The 17,842-nt window shown below is 46.0% G+C and carries 15 protein-coding genes; 5 read left to right on the top strand and 10 right to left on the bottom strand.

The features are described from left to right. The first annotated feature begins 74 nt into the window (after nt 1-74). Nucleotides 75-1,124 (top strand): 23S rRNA pseudouridine(2604) synthase RluF, encoded by a 1,050-nt coding sequence (gene rluF / locus A4R26_RS02200; protein WP_081159322.1) that lies wholly within the window; start codon nt 75-77, stop codon nt 1,122-1,124. A 33-nt stretch (nt 1,125-1,157) separates the two neighbouring features. Here the strand turns inward: rluF and A4R26_RS02195 are convergent, their stop codons facing one another. Then, nucleotides 1,158-1,913 (bottom strand): SDR family NAD(P)-dependent oxidoreductase, encoded by a 756-nt coding sequence (locus A4R26_RS02195; protein ID WP_081159319.1) that lies wholly within the window; start codon nt 1,911-1,913, stop codon nt 1,158-1,160. A 117-nt stretch (nt 1,914-2,030) separates the two neighbouring features. Here A4R26_RS02195 and A4R26_RS02190 point away from each other — a divergent pair, with 117 nt between their 5' ends. After that, on the top strand, nt 2,031-2,384 hold the full coding sequence (locus A4R26_RS02190; protein ID WP_081159316.1) for a winged helix-turn-helix transcriptional regulator: 354 nt from the start codon (nt 2,031-2,033) through the stop codon (nt 2,382-2,384). A 65-nt stretch (nt 2,385-2,449) separates the two neighbouring features. Here the strand turns inward: A4R26_RS02190 and A4R26_RS02185 are convergent, their stop codons facing one another. The 4 genes from A4R26_RS02185 to A4R26_RS02170 are packed head-to-tail and all read right to left on the bottom strand — an operon-like array spanning nt 2,450 to nt 7,404. Then, on the bottom strand, nt 2,450-3,211 hold the full coding sequence (locus A4R26_RS02185; RefSeq protein WP_081159314.1) for a LytR/AlgR family response regulator transcription factor: 762 nt from the start codon (nt 3,209-3,211) through the stop codon (nt 2,450-2,452). Next, the gene (locus A4R26_RS02180) at nt 3,208-4,260 is read right to left on the bottom strand and encodes a sensor histidine kinase (protein ID WP_081159312.1); all 1,053 of its coding nucleotides are present in this window, start codon (nt 4,258-4,260) and stop codon (nt 3,208-3,210) included. Before A4R26_RS02180 ends, A4R26_RS02185 begins: the two co-directional genes overlap by 4 nt. Before the next feature lie 23 nt (nt 4,261-4,283). Further along, complete coding sequence (locus A4R26_RS02175) at nt 4,284-5,069, bottom strand: DUF4249 family protein (protein WP_081159309.1); 786 nt, start codon at nt 5,067-5,069, stop codon at nt 4,284-4,286. Between the two features lie 4 nt (nt 5,070-5,073). Then, complete coding sequence (locus tag A4R26_RS02170) at nt 5,074-7,404, bottom strand: TonB-dependent receptor (protein ID WP_081159307.1); 2,331 nt, start codon at nt 7,402-7,404, stop codon at nt 5,074-5,076. Between the two features lie 205 nt (nt 7,405-7,609). Here A4R26_RS02170 and A4R26_RS02165 point away from each other — a divergent pair, with 205 nt between their 5' ends. Next, nucleotides 7,610-8,224 (top strand): DUF4230 domain-containing protein, encoded by a 615-nt coding sequence (locus A4R26_RS02165; RefSeq protein ID WP_081159306.1) that lies wholly within the window; start codon nt 7,610-7,612, stop codon nt 8,222-8,224. 44 nt (nt 8,225-8,268) lie between these two features. Next, nucleotides 8,269-9,141, top strand: a complete 873-nt coding sequence (locus tag A4R26_RS02160; RefSeq protein ID WP_081159304.1) for an alpha/beta fold hydrolase — start codon at nt 8,269-8,271, stop codon at nt 9,139-9,141. A gap of 391 nt (nt 9,142-9,532) precedes the next feature. Here A4R26_RS02160 and A4R26_RS02150 read toward each other — a convergent pair whose 3' ends face one another. Next, nucleotides 9,533-10,507, bottom strand: a complete 975-nt coding sequence (locus tag A4R26_RS02150; RefSeq protein ID WP_081159301.1) for an alpha/beta fold hydrolase — start codon at nt 10,505-10,507, stop codon at nt 9,533-9,535. Nucleotides 10,508-10,593: 86 nt separating this feature from the next. On the opposite strand from A4R26_RS02150, the gene A4R26_RS02145 reads away from it, so the two are divergent. After that, nucleotides 10,594-11,457, top strand: a complete 864-nt coding sequence (locus A4R26_RS02145; protein WP_081159299.1) for a LysR family transcriptional regulator — start codon at nt 10,594-10,596, stop codon at nt 11,455-11,457. Between the two features lie 154 nt (nt 11,458-11,611). Here the strand turns inward: A4R26_RS02145 and A4R26_RS02140 are convergent, their stop codons facing one another. The 4 genes from A4R26_RS02140 to A4R26_RS02125 form a co-directional block, all read right to left on the bottom strand. Continuing rightward, nucleotides 11,612-12,601: a YncE family protein gene (locus A4R26_RS02140; RefSeq protein ID WP_081159297.1), complete on the bottom strand. Its 990-nt coding sequence runs from the start codon at nt 12,599-12,601 to the stop codon at nt 11,612-11,614. A gap of 259 nt (nt 12,602-12,860) precedes the next feature. Further along, nucleotides 12,861-14,309: a Gfo/Idh/MocA family protein gene (locus A4R26_RS02135; protein WP_081159295.1), complete on the bottom strand. Its 1,449-nt coding sequence runs from the start codon at nt 14,307-14,309 to the stop codon at nt 12,861-12,863. Nucleotides 14,310-14,342: 33 nt separating this feature from the next. Beyond that, nucleotides 14,343-15,521 (bottom strand): Gfo/Idh/MocA family protein, encoded by a 1,179-nt coding sequence (locus A4R26_RS02130; RefSeq protein WP_081159293.1) that lies wholly within the window; start codon nt 15,519-15,521, stop codon nt 14,343-14,345. 49 nt (nt 15,522-15,570) lie between these two features. Continuing rightward, on the bottom strand, nt 15,571-17,760 hold the full coding sequence (locus tag A4R26_RS02125; RefSeq protein ID WP_081159292.1) for a TonB-dependent receptor plug domain-containing protein: 2,190 nt from the start codon (nt 17,758-17,760) through the stop codon (nt 15,571-15,573). Between the last annotated feature and the right edge of the window lie 82 nt (nt 17,761-17,842).

Here is a 17,842-nt window from a genome sequence, read left to right as displayed (position 1 = left end):
AAGGCGCTTTTTTTGTTCTCAATTCCCGACCTTTGCGACCGGGAAGCATACGCCGACCGCTAAAACATACATCATTGGACAATTCGATCAGTTTAAACAAGTTTATCAGCGATACGGGTTATTGCTCACGCCGCGAAGCCGACGAACTCATCAAGGAAGGCCGGGTATTTTTGAACAACCGGCCGGCTGCATTAGGCAACCGGTACAAACCCGGCGACACTGTTGAGGTGGATGGCAGCCTCGTCACCGCCGCCAAAAAGGAAAAACGCGTATACCTGGCGCTCAATAAACCGCCCGGCATCACTACCACTACCGAATTGCACATCAAGGACAATATCATTAGTTTCATCAACTATCCCAAAAGGATCTTTCCCATTGGCCGCCTCGATAAAGACTCTGAAGGGCTGATCCTGCTTACCAATGACGGCGATATCATTAACAAGATCCTCAGGGCCGATAACAATCACGAAAAAGAATACATCGTAAGGGTTAATAAACCCATCGATCATGCGTTCGTACAACAGATGTCGCAGGGAGTGCCCATTCTCGACACTACCACCCTACCCTGTAAAGTGCAGATGATCGGCCGCCAAACCTTCCGCATCACGCTTACACAGGGCCTCAACCGCCAGATCAGGCGCATGTGCGAATACCTGGGCTACGCTGTTACAGGTTTGCAACGGGTGCGCATCATGAACATCAGGCTCGACAAACTGGCAGTTGGAAAATGGCGATACCTGAGTGATGTGGAATTGTTGCAGTTGATGGAAAACATATCAGGGTCAACAAAAGAAGAAAGTAAAGGCAAACCTGCCCCCCGCAGGGACAAAAAGGCTGCACACAGATCTGCACCCCCCAAAACAGGCGCTGCTTCAAAAGACAAAGAGAAGACCACCGGTAAGTTCAAAACAACAAAACCTGCCGGTAAAGAAGGCAGGGCGCAAACAGGCAGGAAGGATGCGAAACCGGGGAAAGGAAAAAATGCTGCACAAAAATCTGCTCACGGCCGCCCGAAAAAGAATACGCATAAAACGAATAAAGAAGGCGATGGCGGTAAAAAAAGCAGGCAGCCGGAGAGAGAAAACTCTTTTAAAAGCTATAGAAACAGAGGGCGCCGCAAATAAGAACAGGCGGCATAAAAGCCGCCTGTGCGTTCTTTAAAAACCGTAAATACCACCCGACACGGAGATCTTTTCTCCTGTTACCCATGCTGCATCTTCAGAGGCAAGGAATACGGCGATCTTCGCAATATCTTCCGGCTGCCCCATCCGGCCAAGCGGTGTATTCTCTATTAATTTTTTTTCGAAATCACTGCCCACAATGCCGGTGGTATGTGTTCCTTCGGTTTCAGTGGCCCCGGGCAGTATCGAATTGATACGGATATTTCTTGCCCCCAACTCTTTCGATAATGAAATGGTAAGGGCGTCCAGCGCGGCTTTGGTTGCAGAATACACCGATCCTGTAGACATAGGCGTCCTGCTTGCACCTGAGCTGATGTTGATGATATTCCCACCCCTGTCGCCAAACCGTTTTACCGCTTCGCGAATGGTGAGTATAGCCCCTATAACATTTATACTCAAATGCTGGTTGATGGTCCCTTCCGACACCTGCTCAATAGGCTCGTAAATATAAACGCCCGCATTGTTCACGAGAATGTCCAATGCGCCAAATGCTTTGTCTGTTTCTTCAAACAGCCTGATCACATCGGCTTCTTTCGACACATCGGCCTGCACTGAAATGGCCGTACCGCCAGCATCTTTTATTGCATTTACAACTTTGCCGGCTCCCTCTTTGCCCGATACATAATTGACAACAACCTTTGCCCCCTCCGCTGCAAAATATTTAGCGATAGATGCGCCTATTCCTTTCGATGCCCCTGTAACTATGGCTACCCTGTTGTTTAACTTGCTCATTTTAATTTTTATTTATTGTTGGAGGTGTAAAGTTAGCGGAGCCGCATTTACTTTAGTAACTTTGTTACGAAAAGTAACAGTAACCCAGGGGTAACCCGGTAACAATAAAGTAACGACATGGAATGTAAACCGCTTCTAAAAGAAGCGCATAAAAAGGAAATGCGCGCCATTCAGGATTCAATGGATGTACTGAGCGGCAAATGGAAAATAGCCATCATCACATCTATCTGCCTTTATAACAAACGGCGATTTTCCGACATCCTGAACGATGTATACGGTATTTCGAACAAAATGCTGAGCAAGGAATTGAAGGAACTCGAAACAAACAAACTGATCAAACGAACTGTTTTGGATACGCAGCCGGTAACGGTGCAGTATGAATTAACGAAACACGGAAAATCGTTGCAGACGATAATCAAGGACCTCACCGCCTGGGGTATTCAGCACCGTAAAGAAATTATAGGGAAATAGTTTAAAAGCAAAAGCCTGTATGCTGTTGCAGCAACAGGCTTTTTTGCCTTTTCCCATTTAGAAACTTATTTTATCAGCCACGCCAGGAAATTAGCGGTCCTGTTCTTACTTACGACCAGGGTTTCTTTAAATCGTACAGAAAGGTTGACGATGTATTTCCGGTGCCGGATGTGATTGGCATCCTGAATGGCGCGCCTGTTTACGAGGTGCTGCCGGTTGATTCGAAAAAAAGTACTGCCGCACAATTCCTCCAACTCATCTAACGACTGGTTCAGAACAAAATCCCTGTTGTCGAAACACTGCACATGTGTTAACTCGTTATCAATATAAAAAACAGCAGCTTCGTTTAAACCAACGGGTAATATTTTATCGCGATGGTAAACCAGTATGGAGCTGGCTTTTTTATCTGGTGTTTTGTGACCGGTTATTGCCTGGATAATTTTTTCATAATCGGGCCCGGCCGAGAAATGGTCTTTGAGCCGCCGGTATCTCCCGATCGCTTCATCAATACCCTGCCCGGTATAGGGCTTTAAGATATACTCGATCCCATTGCTTTTGATAGCGTCGAGCGCATATTCATCATAAGCTGTACAAAAGATCACCGGGGCATGTATCGGTACCGTTCTGAAAATTTCAAAACTCAACCCGTCACCCAGTTGAATATCTGAAAAGATCAGATCAACAGCCGGCGCCTGCTGCAAAAAAGCCGTTGCATTTTTTACGGAATCGAGCAGCGCTACTACCCTGATGTCGTTATCGATGCTGCCGATGAGCCCGGCCAGGTCTTCCGCGGTAAGCTGTTCATCTTCTATGATGGCTATATTCATGAGCGAATAACTTTTAAATAAACCCTGAAAAAGCGGCCGTCGTTCTCGATGCTGATATCGTCCTGTGAAAGTAATTTGTACCTGTCCGACAAATTCTTCAATCCAACACCGCCATTACCATCTGCGTGTAATTTCGGCTGAATATTATTTTCAACCAGGATCCAGCCCGGTTCCTGGTAATAAATATTGAGATATAAAGGCGATTCCTGTGTAAGCAAATTATGCTTTATGGCGTTTTCGATAGTTAACTGCAACGAGAACACCGGCAATAATGCATCGGGCAAAAATGCATCGGGAATGCCTACTCTATATACCAGCGCTTCCCGTAACCTGATCTTTTGCATTTCAAGATAATAAAGCGAAAACTTCAATTCTTCTGCCAGCGGAACGACATTTTGTTCATTGTGAGAAATCGAGAAACGCAAAAAGGAAGACAACTTCAGCAGGTAATCTTCCGCCAGCACCGCATCTTTTCGGATCAACGATTTAAGCGCCGTTAATGAATTAAAAAGAAAATGCGGATGCAGTTGACTTTTCAATTTCTCATGGTGCGCTTCCAGGCTCTTCATTCGCAGCCTGGTATTCTCGGCCTGCATATTGGCATATGCCAGTTGAATACTGGCCTGTGCCGACCGTGATTGAATTAACTCTATAGCAATAAGCGACAGCGTATTGAAACAGGCAACAAAAATAAGCGGTCCCGAAATGGGATGATTTATAGGTTTATCGCTCAGGAACCGGTAAACCGGTGAATGCGCAATGAACATTCCAATAGAACAGGTAACCAGGTAACTGGGCAGGTAAAAGAATATCCACCGCGCAGCTTTTATGGCGGGCATAACCGGTAAAAAGAACAGTAAGATAAGCAGATCGATCACCCAGCAAACACTATTGGCAAAGGTAAATTTCAATAACTTCAGCATCAGCGCCGGATAAATACCCTGGTCATATTTTAAATAAATAATGAACAGCACACACAATAAAAGAAACAACAGGTTGATGGCGCCTGCCATGTAGATCAACTGTTTGTTTTGCTGGGTAATTTGCATATTTATAGAATGCAATATTATTATTAATATTTTACCACTGCCGTTTTATTACTGACCGTTTGGGCGCTGAAATAGCCCAAACATCCACCGCGGATATTGGAACCGGGCGTAGCGGGCGATACCAGGTCATCATTGTCATAAGCTACCCCTTCGGCCTCATGTAAATAGTTATATACGGCGGCATCGATGCCTACCAGGTTGAGCTGCACCGAATAATTGCGTTTGATCTCACCCGTATCGGCATCTATTTTATCACGGATATACCGGCCGTTCGACAGGCGGTCTTCAAACGTTGAAAAACGTTTGACCCTAACGCCATTCAATACCAGGTTGTATTTGTAATAATTAATGGCATTGGATGGGTCCTGGTAATTGGCGACTGCAGCAATTTCCGCGGTATCGCTGGTATTGAAGGTCACAGAATCGAGCAACACCGGTTGCGGCATGGTTGAGGAAGCAGTGTATATTTTGCCATCGAGGGTTACCTGTAACAAATAGGTATGTCCGGGTATGCCCTGCATGATTGTACGGGTGCTATACACGCCGGTTGTGCCAGTTTCTATTAACTGGTCGGTTATCCCTGCCGTTGAATCGGTAATGGAGATCACAGCGCCGGAAACACCGGGAAACTCATTGCTATCATAAAAACCAATGGTTTTAACAATAGTCACGAAATAAGGCCCGGCCGTATCGCTCACCGCACCCTGGATATACAGTTGCGGCGTTGCATGGTTCAATTGCGGCGAAATGATCTTTTTGCAGCCAAGTAAAACGCCAGTAAATGCAATTATTTTCAGGTAGGTTCGCATATAATTAAAATTTAAAATTGTAAGTAACGGCAGGCACCATTCTAAACAGCGTGGTTTGCTCTATCTGCGTACGGGCAGGATTTTTTGGATCGTTCTGAAATTTGATGCTGTATGGGTTTTCGTACCCGTAGGCGTTGTAGATAGAAAAATTAAGATCGCTTTGAAACCGGGCGGTATTTTTTAACTGCAGGGTAGCGCCGACGTCGAGCCGGTGATAAGCCGGCAGGCGGTCGCCGTTGCGTTTGGCATAATAGTAAACAGGTACGCCATCGACCGGGAATTTACCCGAAGGCCAGGTAACCGCATTGCCGGTATTGTATACCCAGGAGGCGGAGAAAGTCCACTTTTGATTGTACTTGTAAATTCCTACGATCGAAAGGCTGTGGGTTTGATCCTGGAATGCAGGATACCAGTCGTTATTGTTTACACCTTCTATTTTTCGTTCTGTTCGCGAAAGTGTGTAACTGATCCAGCCGGTTAGTTTACCGCTTTTCTTCTTAAAATAGTTTTCCCAGCCATAAGCTCTCCCCTTTCCAAACAACAGGTCGGCCTCTACATTATTATTGCCTACCAGTTCCGCATTGTTTTTATAGTCGAGCTGGTTCTGCAATTTTTTATAATACACTTCCGTCGAAAACTCGTACCGGCGGTTATGAAAATTGCTGTAATACCCGGCCGATACCTGGTCGGCTACCTGTGGCTGTACTATATTACCGGTTGGCAGGTATACATTGGTAGGGCTCGACGATGTGGAATTGTTCAACAGGTGAATGTTCTGCACATTCCGGTCATACGCCAGTTTAACGGAGTTGATGTTATCTAACTGATATGTTACGGCCAAACGCGGTTCGGGGTTTAAATATGTTTTTACGGCTTTACCGCGGCTGTACCAGGTAGTGGTTAGCACATTACCGTCCTGGTCATATGTATACATGTTACCGGGGCCCAATACGGTAAGGGCGCTAAGCCTGATACCATACATGAATTTCAATTTATCGGTAGCGCTCCATTCATGCGACGCATAGGCAGCGCTTTCCAGCGCATATTTCTTTTCCAGTGTAATATCATTGAAATTGGAGCTTTCGCTGGCCCTGGCCTCTCCCGGTTGGGTAATGTGATAGATGAAATTAAAACCAACATCAAACCTGTTGCGCGGATCGAGATAATAGTTGAAATCCTGTTTGAACTGATAGTCAGTTATATCGGAAGTAACCCTGATATTGTTGTTATCGCTGGCAAACTGAGTATTGTAATTATACCGGCTATAGATGAGTGAGGTATTGGAGAACAGCCTGCTGTTGAAAATATGGTTCCATCGGAATGTAGCGGTGGCATTCCCCCAATCTATTCCCCCTTCGTTTTGAAACTCCAGCACGTCTTTTCCAAAATAACCGGAGATAAACAGCCTGTCTTTTTTACCAAGTCTGTAGTTCGCTTTCAGGTTGAGATCGTAAAAATACAATTTGGTATTGCTGATGTTGGTGTCGGATGAAAGACCGGTAAACAGATCGACATAGGTTCTGCGGCCGCTGATGGTGAACGAACCTTGATCTTTAACGATGGGGCCTTCAAGGCTAAACCGCGAGGCAATTAAACCGATTCCGCCGCTGCCTGAAAACTGCTGATCGTTGCCATCTTTCATTTTAATATCCTCAACCGAAGCCAGCCGGCCGCCGTACGCTGCCGGCATGCCGCCTTTGTAAATGGATACATCCTTAATAGCATCTGCATTGAAAACCGAAAAGAAACCTAACAGGTGGGAAGCATTGTATACGGGCGCTTCATCGAGCAGGATGAGGTTTTGATCGGCCGCCCCGCCCCGCACGTAAAAACCCGATTTTCCGTCACCTGCCGATTTTATACCGGGCAGTAATTGAATGGTTTTTAAAATATCTTTTTCACCCAGCAATACCGGTATCGATTTAATTTCCTCTATCGACATTTTTTGTAAACCGGGCGGCGTCTTTAGTAAACCGGCAGCTTTTCTTGCCGATACAACAACCTGTTGCAACTGGCCATTGCTTACCGATAAGCTCCGGTTCATTACTATATTCTTTTGCAGATCGAGCTGAACGGTGTCGATGGCATAACCCGAGAAAGAAATGATCATGGTGTACTCACCTTTGGGCAGGGAAATGGAGTAAAATCCATATGCATTGGTAACGACACCCAGTTTTTCCTTTTGTAAAAAGCCAATACTGGCGCCACTGAGGGTTTCGCCAGTTTTTTTATCTTTTACAGTTCCGGCTACCGTGAAAACAGGTTGCTGCCGGGCAAATATTACCAGCGGAAGCAGGGTCATTATAAGCGCTGTAATCTGTTTGCTTTTTAGCATACGAATTAATTGTGGTTGTTATTCAATGGCCCAAAACTGCCCCCGCAGGCCAGGAAAACAACGCAGCTTTACCGGGAAATGGACAAAATGGGGGGTGAATGGAAGGGAGAAAGAAAATAACCCCACACTTTCCGGTGCAATTATTTAATTATAACTTGCCGGTGTTAATGGCAGGGTAAATACCTGCCCTGAAAAATCCACTTCAATGAAGAAACTGATCATCTGGCCGGTATTGGTATTGACAATTGTATTGGTGTTTTGGCTGGGCCAACGCTCCGGCGCACGAAATGTACATGAACAGGTCCTCTCCAACAGCCTTATTGTACGCGAAATTGCAGAACTTGCCAGTCTTGAAGTACAGGGAACCGCTACGATCAAAAGAAGCAACCTCACCAACGACGGCGGCTGGGCCGACAATCTGCGCAAGGTATTTGCAGAAAATACCATATGGGTAACCGTTCCGTACACGGCCAAATTTGGGGTAAATATCGATGAAAAGAATTTCAAAGTGATTGTCGGTAAAAAGGAAGTAACGGTACTTATACCTGCAACCAAACTTCTGAGCTACGAGCTGCGCCTCGACCAGATGGAAACGGCCAACAAAAAAGGCTGGTTCATGTTCTCCGACGATGAAACGTACACCGACGTACAAAAAAAACTGTACACCACCACCCGTCAACAAATTGAACAGAACACTGCCTATCGCGAGCAAAGCAAAGAAAAGATCCGCAAGATCATTACCCAATACTACGCTCCTTTTAACCTGACTGTAAACGTTAAGTTTGAAGCGGAAACGTTGCAGCCGCAGCCACTGAATTAGCCGTTGAGCCGTGGCCGGGCATAAAATTTGAAGCCCGGATAACGATGAGCAGGCAAATTTTTCACAATACAGTGAATGTCGATGGTATCGACATATTTTACCGCGAGGCCGGCGATAAAACAAATCCATCCCTGCTGCTGCTGCATGGGTTTCCGACCTCGTCTGTGATGTTTAAAAATTTAATGGTTGCACTTGCTGATAAGTATCATCTTGTTGCGCCCGATTACCCCGGTTTTGGGTTCAGTGCTTTTCCCGACCGAAATAGTTTCGAATATTCTTTTAAAAATATTTCCGCCTGCATCGCCAGGTTCACAGAGGTAATAGATCTGAAAAAATTCACTATTTATCTGCATGATTATGGAGCCACTATGGGGCTGCGCATCTGCGTGAACCATCCTGAAAAAATAGACGGGCTCATTGTTCAAAACGGTAATGCTTATCTTGAAGGTGTAGAAAAAATATGGGATGAAGTAAGAGATTACTGGGACCATCCTACAGAAGAAAAAAAGAAAAAGGTATATGCATTTATAAGTGCAGCAGGAACAAAGAGCCAGTACTATGCCGGTTTACCCGAAGCACTTCACAGCCGGGTAAGCCCCGAAACCTGGCTGCTCGACTGGGAGCGGATGAGCCGGCCCGGCAATGCTGAAATGCAGTATGAGTTGAACTGTACGTATAAAAGCAATATTGAACTATTTCCCGTCTTCCAGGAATATTTCCGCACTTACCAGCCGCCGGCCCTGGTTATGTGGGGAAAGTATGAACCCTATTTCAACGTGGCGGAGGCACATTGTTACAAGAGAGATCTGCCCGATGCACAAATTCACATTCTCGACGGCTCGCATATGCTGCTTGAAACAAATTTTGATGAGGTGGTGGAATTGATCAATGGTTTTTTAAGCAGGAATTTTGCTTAATGCCCTATAACGCCATATATGGCCCGCCCCCGCTTATAAAAACTCCCGCTGAAGAAGCTTTCATTCATTACTCCTGAAAAAAGGTGTTTTTCCCGTTTGTCATATTTCAAAATAAACCTATCTTATCGCCTCCATTGATTGGTCCTGATTGGTAGCAAAACGCTTAATAAAACAATAGTAAAAGTATTGAACTGCCAGCCGAAGGTGGAAAATTACCTGGTTACAAAGAAATCGTCGAAACCAAATAAAAAATTCAGAAGAAAAATCCACAAAGACGCCATCCAGTCTTTGTGGACTTTTCCAATCGTCCCTCCTACTCCTTCACACCAGTGTGCTGTCACCGCATTTTCGCAACTTGCGAAACAATGAAATAACTGCCACTCCCCTTTGCCTATCCCGGCAGCGTCGCCATAAATTTCAATATATCAATACCAATCTCCTGCACATGCGTTTCCAGTGCAAAATGTCCGGTATCGTAAAATTTGACAATGGCATTTGGGTTATCCCTTTTATATGCTTCAGCCCCCGGAGGCAAAAAGAAAGGATCTTTGTTACCCCATACCGCCAGCAGCTTGGGTTTATAAGTTCTGAAATACGCTTGGAACTTCGGATATAACGCTACGTTGGTTTTGTAATCTTTAAATAAGTCGAGCTGAATTTCGGCCGACTGCGGACGATCGAGAAAATGCTGATCCATAGTATACGCTTCCGGTGCGATCAGCGTTGAATCAGACACCCCGGTGAAGTATTGAAACCTCGTTCCCTCCGTTGTGAAAAAGGTTCTTAGCGCATCCCTGTTCTCGCGGGTATCATGTTCCCAATAACGCTGAATAAGGTTCCAGCCCCCGCTGCTTAATCCTTCCACATAAGCATTGCCATTCTGTGAAATGATACCGGTAATTTTCTCCGGATTCGCCAATGCCAACCGAAAGCCCGTTGGCGCCCCATAATCAAATACATAAATGGCAAAACGTTTAAGCCCCAGTTCGTCAACGAACGCCTGCATTGTTTTCGCCAGGTTATCGAACGTATAATTGAATTGTGTACGGTCAGGCGTTTCGGTATAGCCAAAACCGGGCAGGTCGGGTGCAACCACATGGTATTTGCCGCTTAACAGAGGAATAAGATCGCGAAACATATGTGATGAGGTTGGATACCCATGCAGCAACAGTATCGTTGGCGCATCCTTAGGGCCTGCTTCGCGGTAAAATACATTCAGGCCATTGGCTTTCACTGTACGATAGTGAATGCTTCCGGCCGCCGATGCCGTTCTGTTATTGAATGTTGTTTTTGTTTGTGCTTTCATATTGTGGTTAAAGAGTAAAGCTGCCGCTCCCAATGCAAATACTAACTTTATTTTTTTCATTCGTTGTTATTTTTTTCAAAAGTAGTTCCGATATTTAATCTTTCAAACCGATTTAAAGTGATTTCAACTATCATAATTTGCGATTTATGAATACCAATGATCTGAATCTTTTTGAAGCGGTGGCGCATCACGGCAGCTTTACCAAAGCGGCGGAAGCCATGTTCACCGTGCAATCGAATGTGACCGCCCGTATAAAGAACCTCGAAGAAGAATTTGGCGCAGCGCTTTTTACAAGAACAAACCGTAAAGTGGAATTGACCGCTGCCGGCGAAACCCTGATGCGGTATAGTAAACAACTAAACAATTTATTGGAGGAAGCCAAACGGTTGATCGGTAAAACTGATGTAGTGCGCGGACAAATAAAGATCGGCTTCCTCGAAACGATCATGACGCTCAAAGGCCCCGAATTGGTGAACCTGCTTTCAGCTAAGTTTCCATTTGTTGAACTTGACTTTCGTTCGGCCATGAAACCGGTACTTATTAACGATGTGTTGAATTATAAGCTCGATGCGGCCTTTGTTTCAGCACCGCTGGATAATTCTGAATTGAAGCAGATTAAGATCAAAGAAGAAAAGGTAGTGGTGGTTGCGCCTGCTGATTGTAAAAGCCTGAACGATCTTATAAAGAGAAAACCATTAAAAGCGATCGTCTTTGACCAGGGTTGTGTTTTCAGGGCCCGGCTTGACTCCTGGCTGGTTAGCAAAGGCATTGCGCAATATCATAAAACAGTGATGAATTCAATAGAAGGTGTAATTAACTTTATTGAGTCAGGTATTGGGTGCAGCGTTTTACCTGCAGAGATCATCTCCACTTTCTATAGTGGCAGAAAGATCAAAACGTTTGCCCTTCCGCGGGAACTTGGTCTTATGACCACGATCCTGGTTTATCGAAAAGATGTAACCCCCTCCCCTGCACTAAAGGCGTTCATCAGTCTTTATGATAATATATAATAGCGTTATTGCTACAATACAATTTCAACCGAAACTACTCTATCGATATTATACTCAACCAACCCGTACGTGAAAAAAGTAAAGCTTATCATTTGGCTCAGCCAAAAACTTCAGGCTGAATATTCTATTTTTTTACAACGCCTTCTTTTATTATTTACTGCAACGCCCATGCTAACCCGTCAGGTCGGCCGCCTACATCTATGCGGGTAACCACTTCAAAGGTTTTCAGATTAACCACCGCTACATAATTGTCGGGTGAGCAGGCTACAAAGGCCCGGGTGTTGTCAAGGTCGATCAACAACCCGGCAGCGCCGGTTCCTGCTTTAAGCCGCTTCAATTCCCTGCGCGCCTTTACATCATAGATCACCAGTTCACCGGTACGCAGGCTCGAGATCAATGCCAGCTTACCATCAGATGAGATCTTCAGCCGGTTGGCGCCTACGGCTTTTGCATCAATTGTCTTAATAACCGATTTCGAAGCTGTGTCAATTATATAAATGGAACCGTTCTCTGCTGCAACGGCCCAAATTTCTTTTCCATCAGGTGTTATATCAAACCCCTCTACTCCTTTGGAGGTTTGAACAACTGTTTGCTCCCATTCAACATTCGCCCTGTTTAAGATGCTGACCGTACCCCCGGTAGTATTGGTGGTATAGGCGTGCTGCCCATCCCTGGTAACCTCCACCATATGGGTTCTGCCCTGCCCTGTACCTATTACCAGATCAATTTTTTTTATGGCCGGGTCGTACCGGCCTACTGCTTTGGACCCCTCTGCTGAAAACCACAATTTGCCATCAACGAATGCCAGCCCATGCGGGCCCTTTAGCGGACTGGTATCGATACTATCGATTGTCTTTTGCGCCACCAGGTCAATTACATTCAACACATGAAAACGACCGCCGCCGGTATTGGACACATAGGCTGTTTTCCCATCTGCCGAAGCAATCACTTCATGCGGATCGGCGCCTACCGGCGTTTTTGCAATCACCTTTAACGATCCGGGATCTACAATAGCCAACGTATGATCGGCTTTGGAAAGCGCCAATAGTTTACGGCCCTGCCCGGTTTGCGCCTGTATACCGCTAGTGGTTGTCAGGAACCCCGCCAGGCAAAACGCCACCATAGATGCTGTAATCCTTTTCATTTGAATGGTTTTATTTTACTTTATGCCAATATTACTGAAACAAAAGTAAGGATCTAGTTTGTCTAAACTTGCAGGTTCCTATCTTCAATTCAACATACCCTCAAAGCATATGAAAAAGATATTAGCATCGGCATTGCTGCTTATTTGCCCTGCCCGGTTATTACCTGCTCAAACTGATAATAAACTAAAAGAAGACATTCCCGATTGTGAAGGCCGCACCGGCAGCAAGATGGCTTTCGCTTATTGCCGAGTTCTAGAATTAAAAATCATATTTCTTTCTCCGGGGCCTCGACAGCATAGCTATAGCGTCCTTATCATTATTGGTTATAGTTTCGCTTACGGGGTCCCAATAAATTTTTCTTTTCAGTTTCATGGCCATATGATGTAACAAACAGGCGCTGCAGCTCCGGTGGCCAACTTCAGCGGGCGCCGAAGGTTGTTTTCCTGTTTTTATACAATCTAACCAGTTGGCATGTTGTTCACTGCTTTCGTACAAATGAATGCCATTTTTACCTGTTACCGACTGAAGAATTTTCGGATCGCTGGCATCGATGGGTTTAATACCGCTGTTATCTGCTACGGGATCGGTATCGGTAACTTTATAATTGCCACGAGTAGCCCACAGCCAGCCTTCGGTGCCAATAAACTTTACCCCATTGGGTAATTCGTTCGAAACGATCATATGCACCCCGTTGGCATACAACGCTTCCGTTCTGAAAATGCCATGTACATCCCACAACCCTTTATAACCGGGATCATCGCCCGGGAATTTTGCACTGCCCCAGATCTCTATAGGGCCGGAAAGTTCCATACCCATGCCCCAATGCGCGGTGTCTATATGATGGGCGCCCCAGCCGGTGATCATGCCGGCGCCGAACTGTTCGCATCGCAGCCACCCCGGCCTGCTGGTAATCCCTTGTATAGTTGCTTCCTGTGCATGCACCCTGTCTTGCGTATAATAAACCTCCGGCGTTGTTCCCAGCCAGGCGTCGTAATCGAGATCAGCAGGTACCGGCATTTGCGTTATGCTGCCACCGCCGGGGTCGCCGGGTAAACCTACCTCAACGGATTTCAATTGCCCTATCTTTCCATTGCGCACCAGCTCACAAACCTTTTTAAACTGCGGCCATGGATCCGTTGAACGTTGCTGGCTTCCCATTTGCAGGATCTTTCCGCTTTTTTTCACGGCATTGCTTAAGATCCTGCCTTCCTCAATGGTAAGGGAGGCGGGTTTTTGTAAATACACATGCTTGCCGGCATTAACGGCATGCACGCCCACCACCGCATGATGGTGATCGGGCAGGCTGATAAGCACCGCATCGATCTCTTTATTTGCCAGCAGCTCTTTGTAGTCGTGATATACTTTTATTTCCCAATCCCCTTTCAGTCCGCCATTGAACTGCACCGCTCTTTCGTAATTCCTTTTTACGTGAGCAGGTGCGGCGGCGGCGCGTTTTTTATCTACGTCACAAACGGCCATTATTCTTGCACCGGAGCATCTGGCTGTACAAGTCATGTCGTGAATTATGGAGATCCTGCCGCAGCCGATGGCGGCAATATTGATCAGGTTGCTCGGTGCATTCTTACCAAATACGCTTGCCGGAACGATCATGGGGATGTTGGCTGCAATAACGGTTCCCACCGAGGTTTTAACTGTATTACTTAGAAATTTTCGGCGGCTGATCGTTGGTTTCTTTTCTTTTTTCATTGGCATAGGTTTGAAGCAATCGTTTTACCGGTTTTATTTTTTCACTGTCATTACTTTTGCACTCTTTTGTGCTTTTAACGCCAGTTCTGTTGCCAGGAAACAATGCGCCTGGGTCATGGCGGTTTCGGTTCTGTTCAGCACATCGTCGACAAATAATGGCCCGAATGGCAACACTTCATTGTTGCAATCGAGATGCAGCATTTCTTTTTTATCTACAAGATATAAATGGTTGCCGCCTTTATTTCCCGAAACGATATCCGTGTTTTTTCTCACTTCAATATAACCGTCGGTGCCCATTATGGTTAATCTTCCATCGCCCCAGGTATTCAGGCCATCGGGCGTAAACCAGTCGACCCGGATATAACCGGCGCCGCCATTACCGCTTAACATTACATCGCCAAAATCTTCGAACAAAGGTTTGTCGGGGTGATGCACATTTCCTACCTGCGACATCAGCACCTGTGCTTCGGTAGAGCCGGTAAAATGTAAATACTGATCGAACTGATGCGAACCGATATCGGTAAGAATACCGCCATATCTTTTTTTATCCCAGAACCAGGGGGGCCGTACCGCCAAACCAGTTTTGCCAATATTATTATTGATGCGGTGCGGCGCTAAATTGATTGTTTGTATCACCTTGCCAATGGCGCCTGCCTTTACCAGCTGGCTTGCTTTTTCCGTGCCCTTATTTTCAAAACGCTCGCTGTACATGATGGAGTAAATGCGTTTTGTTTCCTTTTGCACTTTTTTTACCGCGGCCAGTTGTTCCAAAGTGATGATGCCCGGTTTATCTGTCAAATAATCTTTACCATGTTGCATTACGCGAATACCCAACGGCGCCCGTTCATCGGGTATGCCTGAACTTAATACCAGATGAATGGAAGGGTCTTCTAAAATTTCCTTTTCGCTTTTTACCGGTTTCGCCTCGGGAAAGGCTTTATTAAATGCAGGAATGAGCTCCGTGTTTTTGGCATACATGGCCACCAGTTCCCCGCCGCCTCTTTTGATGGCATCGGTCATTCCATAAATATGCGGATGATCGATATCGATCACCGCAAACTTTATGCGGTTGGGCGCAGTGATTATTTCCTTTGGCTTTGGTGCAGATGCTTTACAGGTAACCTTATCGATCAATGGCGCCATGATCATTAAGCCGGAAGCCCTGACCGAATCTTTTAAAAACTGCCTTCTGAGGTTCTTTTTATTATTCATATAGCAAGCTCGTTATTTGAATGATCAGCTAATTTACTAAATGAATCGATCAAAAGCCCGCTCTCAGTTTCAACACCAGGTTTCTTCCGGCGCCGCTGATACCGGAGGCGAATACCCGGTAATTTTTGTCGAGGATATTTTCTACAGCCAGCTGAAAAGTATATTTCCTGTTTATGTTAAAACCGGAAGAAAAATTTAAGATCTGCCAGCCCGGCATGCCATCCGGGGTAGCATACTGCAGGTTATCTTCTCCATACGGATTATAATCTTTCAGCTTTTTGGTGCCATTGTACAACAGGTACACTTCGGCTTCCACAAATTTATACCGGCCTGTGATCCCCGTTTTTCCGAATACAGGCGGAATATGGTCCATTGGCACTTCCGACTTATCGTCCTGCTTATAGCGGCCATATGTATAGGTGATATAAGAATAAAAACTCAGGTATGTCACCGGCCTGAGCGTGAAACCGCCCTGCAGGCCGTACAGCGAGGCGCGTGCTTTATTCTGATTGGCGGCCACGGGCGTCATTTGCCCGTCGTACAACACACTGGCTGCACCATTCAGGCTGAACCTGTCGAGCACCACCGCATCCCTGAACAGGGTATAGAATGCGTTTGCTTCTATTTCTAACCACTTACCGAAGCGTTTGCTCATATCGAGATCGAATTGCCAGGTATGCTCGGGTTTAAGACCGGGGTTAGGCACTACCAGCTGCACGCCGCCCGCCGATTCAAATACTTTGGCAAGGTCGTCGATATTGGGCGCCCTGAAACCGGTGGAAACGTTCAACGCGATCCTGCTGCTGGTTGCATGGGGCAAAAAGATGAGGCCCGCATTGACGCTATACGCCGTGTGGCGCTGTGTGGCCGTTGTGAAAGGCAAATGCAGCAGGGCCGTGTCTTTGAAATGCGCATTCAGCTCTACATAATTCAACCGGATGCCATCGTTCAGGATCAGTTTGCCGGGTATGATCCTGAAGGCGTGTTGCGCATAAACGCCGCTGTAGGTCATGTTGTTCTTCCCATCGGGATACCTGCTTACCAGCCCCGGCGAAGTAACGCCGGTATGGATATCATAATTGAATGCTTCGGAGCGAAGGTCGTTGAACTGGGCATCGGCCCCAACATGCCAATCGTGCTGTGCCGTACTTTTCTTAAGATCGACGTTCAGCGCCCATACGTTTATCCGTTCTACCCGGTGCTCGCGTAAGGGTTTGCGGTAAGCGCGCTGCATGCGGCTTTCCTCTATATGCTGATAACTGGCGCCGGTTTTCAACTGATCGAAGAACCCTTTTATGTTTTTCGACTGATAATTATAAGCCGCCATCAGCCGTTCCTGCGGGCCATAGTACCATTCCGCCCATCGTAAGGCGCCATTACGGGTATCGGTAAGCCGGTCGTACCGGGGAATATCATTGCTGTTGGAATATTGCAGGTTCAACTCGTGTGATTGCGCCGGGTTTGGCTGCCACAGGAATTTTTGTAAAATATCGTACTGATGATAACCGCTCAACGTTTGCTTATTCACATTGCCGTTCTGCACAATGGAATCGACGCCGCCGATCTGTGTAATGTATTCCTTCCGTTTTCCAAACTCGGCATACTTCGAACTTCGCTGCGCGCCCTGTCGTAAATTGCCATAACCGCTAAAGCTGAATGAAGTGAGCGATGCAAATTTGCGCGTTCCCATGTTCACATCGGCATGGCCGGTAAATTCGCTGAATGCGCTGCTATAACGCGCCGATACATTGCCTCCTGTTTTTCCCAACAGCGGTTTTTTTGTTTGTAAATGAATGACGCCTCCCAATGCATCGGAGCCATACATGGTTGATGCGGGGCCCGACAATACCTCTACCCTTTCCAGGATATCGTCATCGATAGTTATTACATTTTGTAAATGACCGGTTCGGTAAATTGCATTGTTCAACCGAACGCCGTCAACCACCAGTAAAATGCGGCTGGCCTCAAATCCCTTTATAACCGGGCTGCCCCCACCCAACTGGCTTCGCTGTACAAATACCTTCCCGCTGTGCTCGAGCAAACCGGCTGTATTATTAGAGAGTGACTTATCTATATCCTTTTGGGTAAGGACGAACGTTGGCTGGGCAATATTTTTTCTTATTTCGGGAAATTTATTGGCGGTTACGATCACTTCTTCCAGCACGCCGGCTGAATCAGGCAATTGGGCAAACACGGGAATGTAGAACAATCCCAATAGGATAAGTATAATATATTTCATTGTAACCCAGAGTTGAAAATGTTTATAGTTTATAGTTTATGGTTGCTGCCGCACTTTGAGATTTGTGATTAATTAAGATCAT

The organism is Niastella populi (assembly GCF_002078015.1).
Classification (GTDB): Bacteria; Bacteroidota; Bacteroidia; order Chitinophagales; family Chitinophagaceae; genus Niastella; species Niastella populi.
The sequence above is the reverse complement of the archived record's forward strand: the minus strand, read 5'-3'. Positions and strand labels throughout refer to the sequence as shown.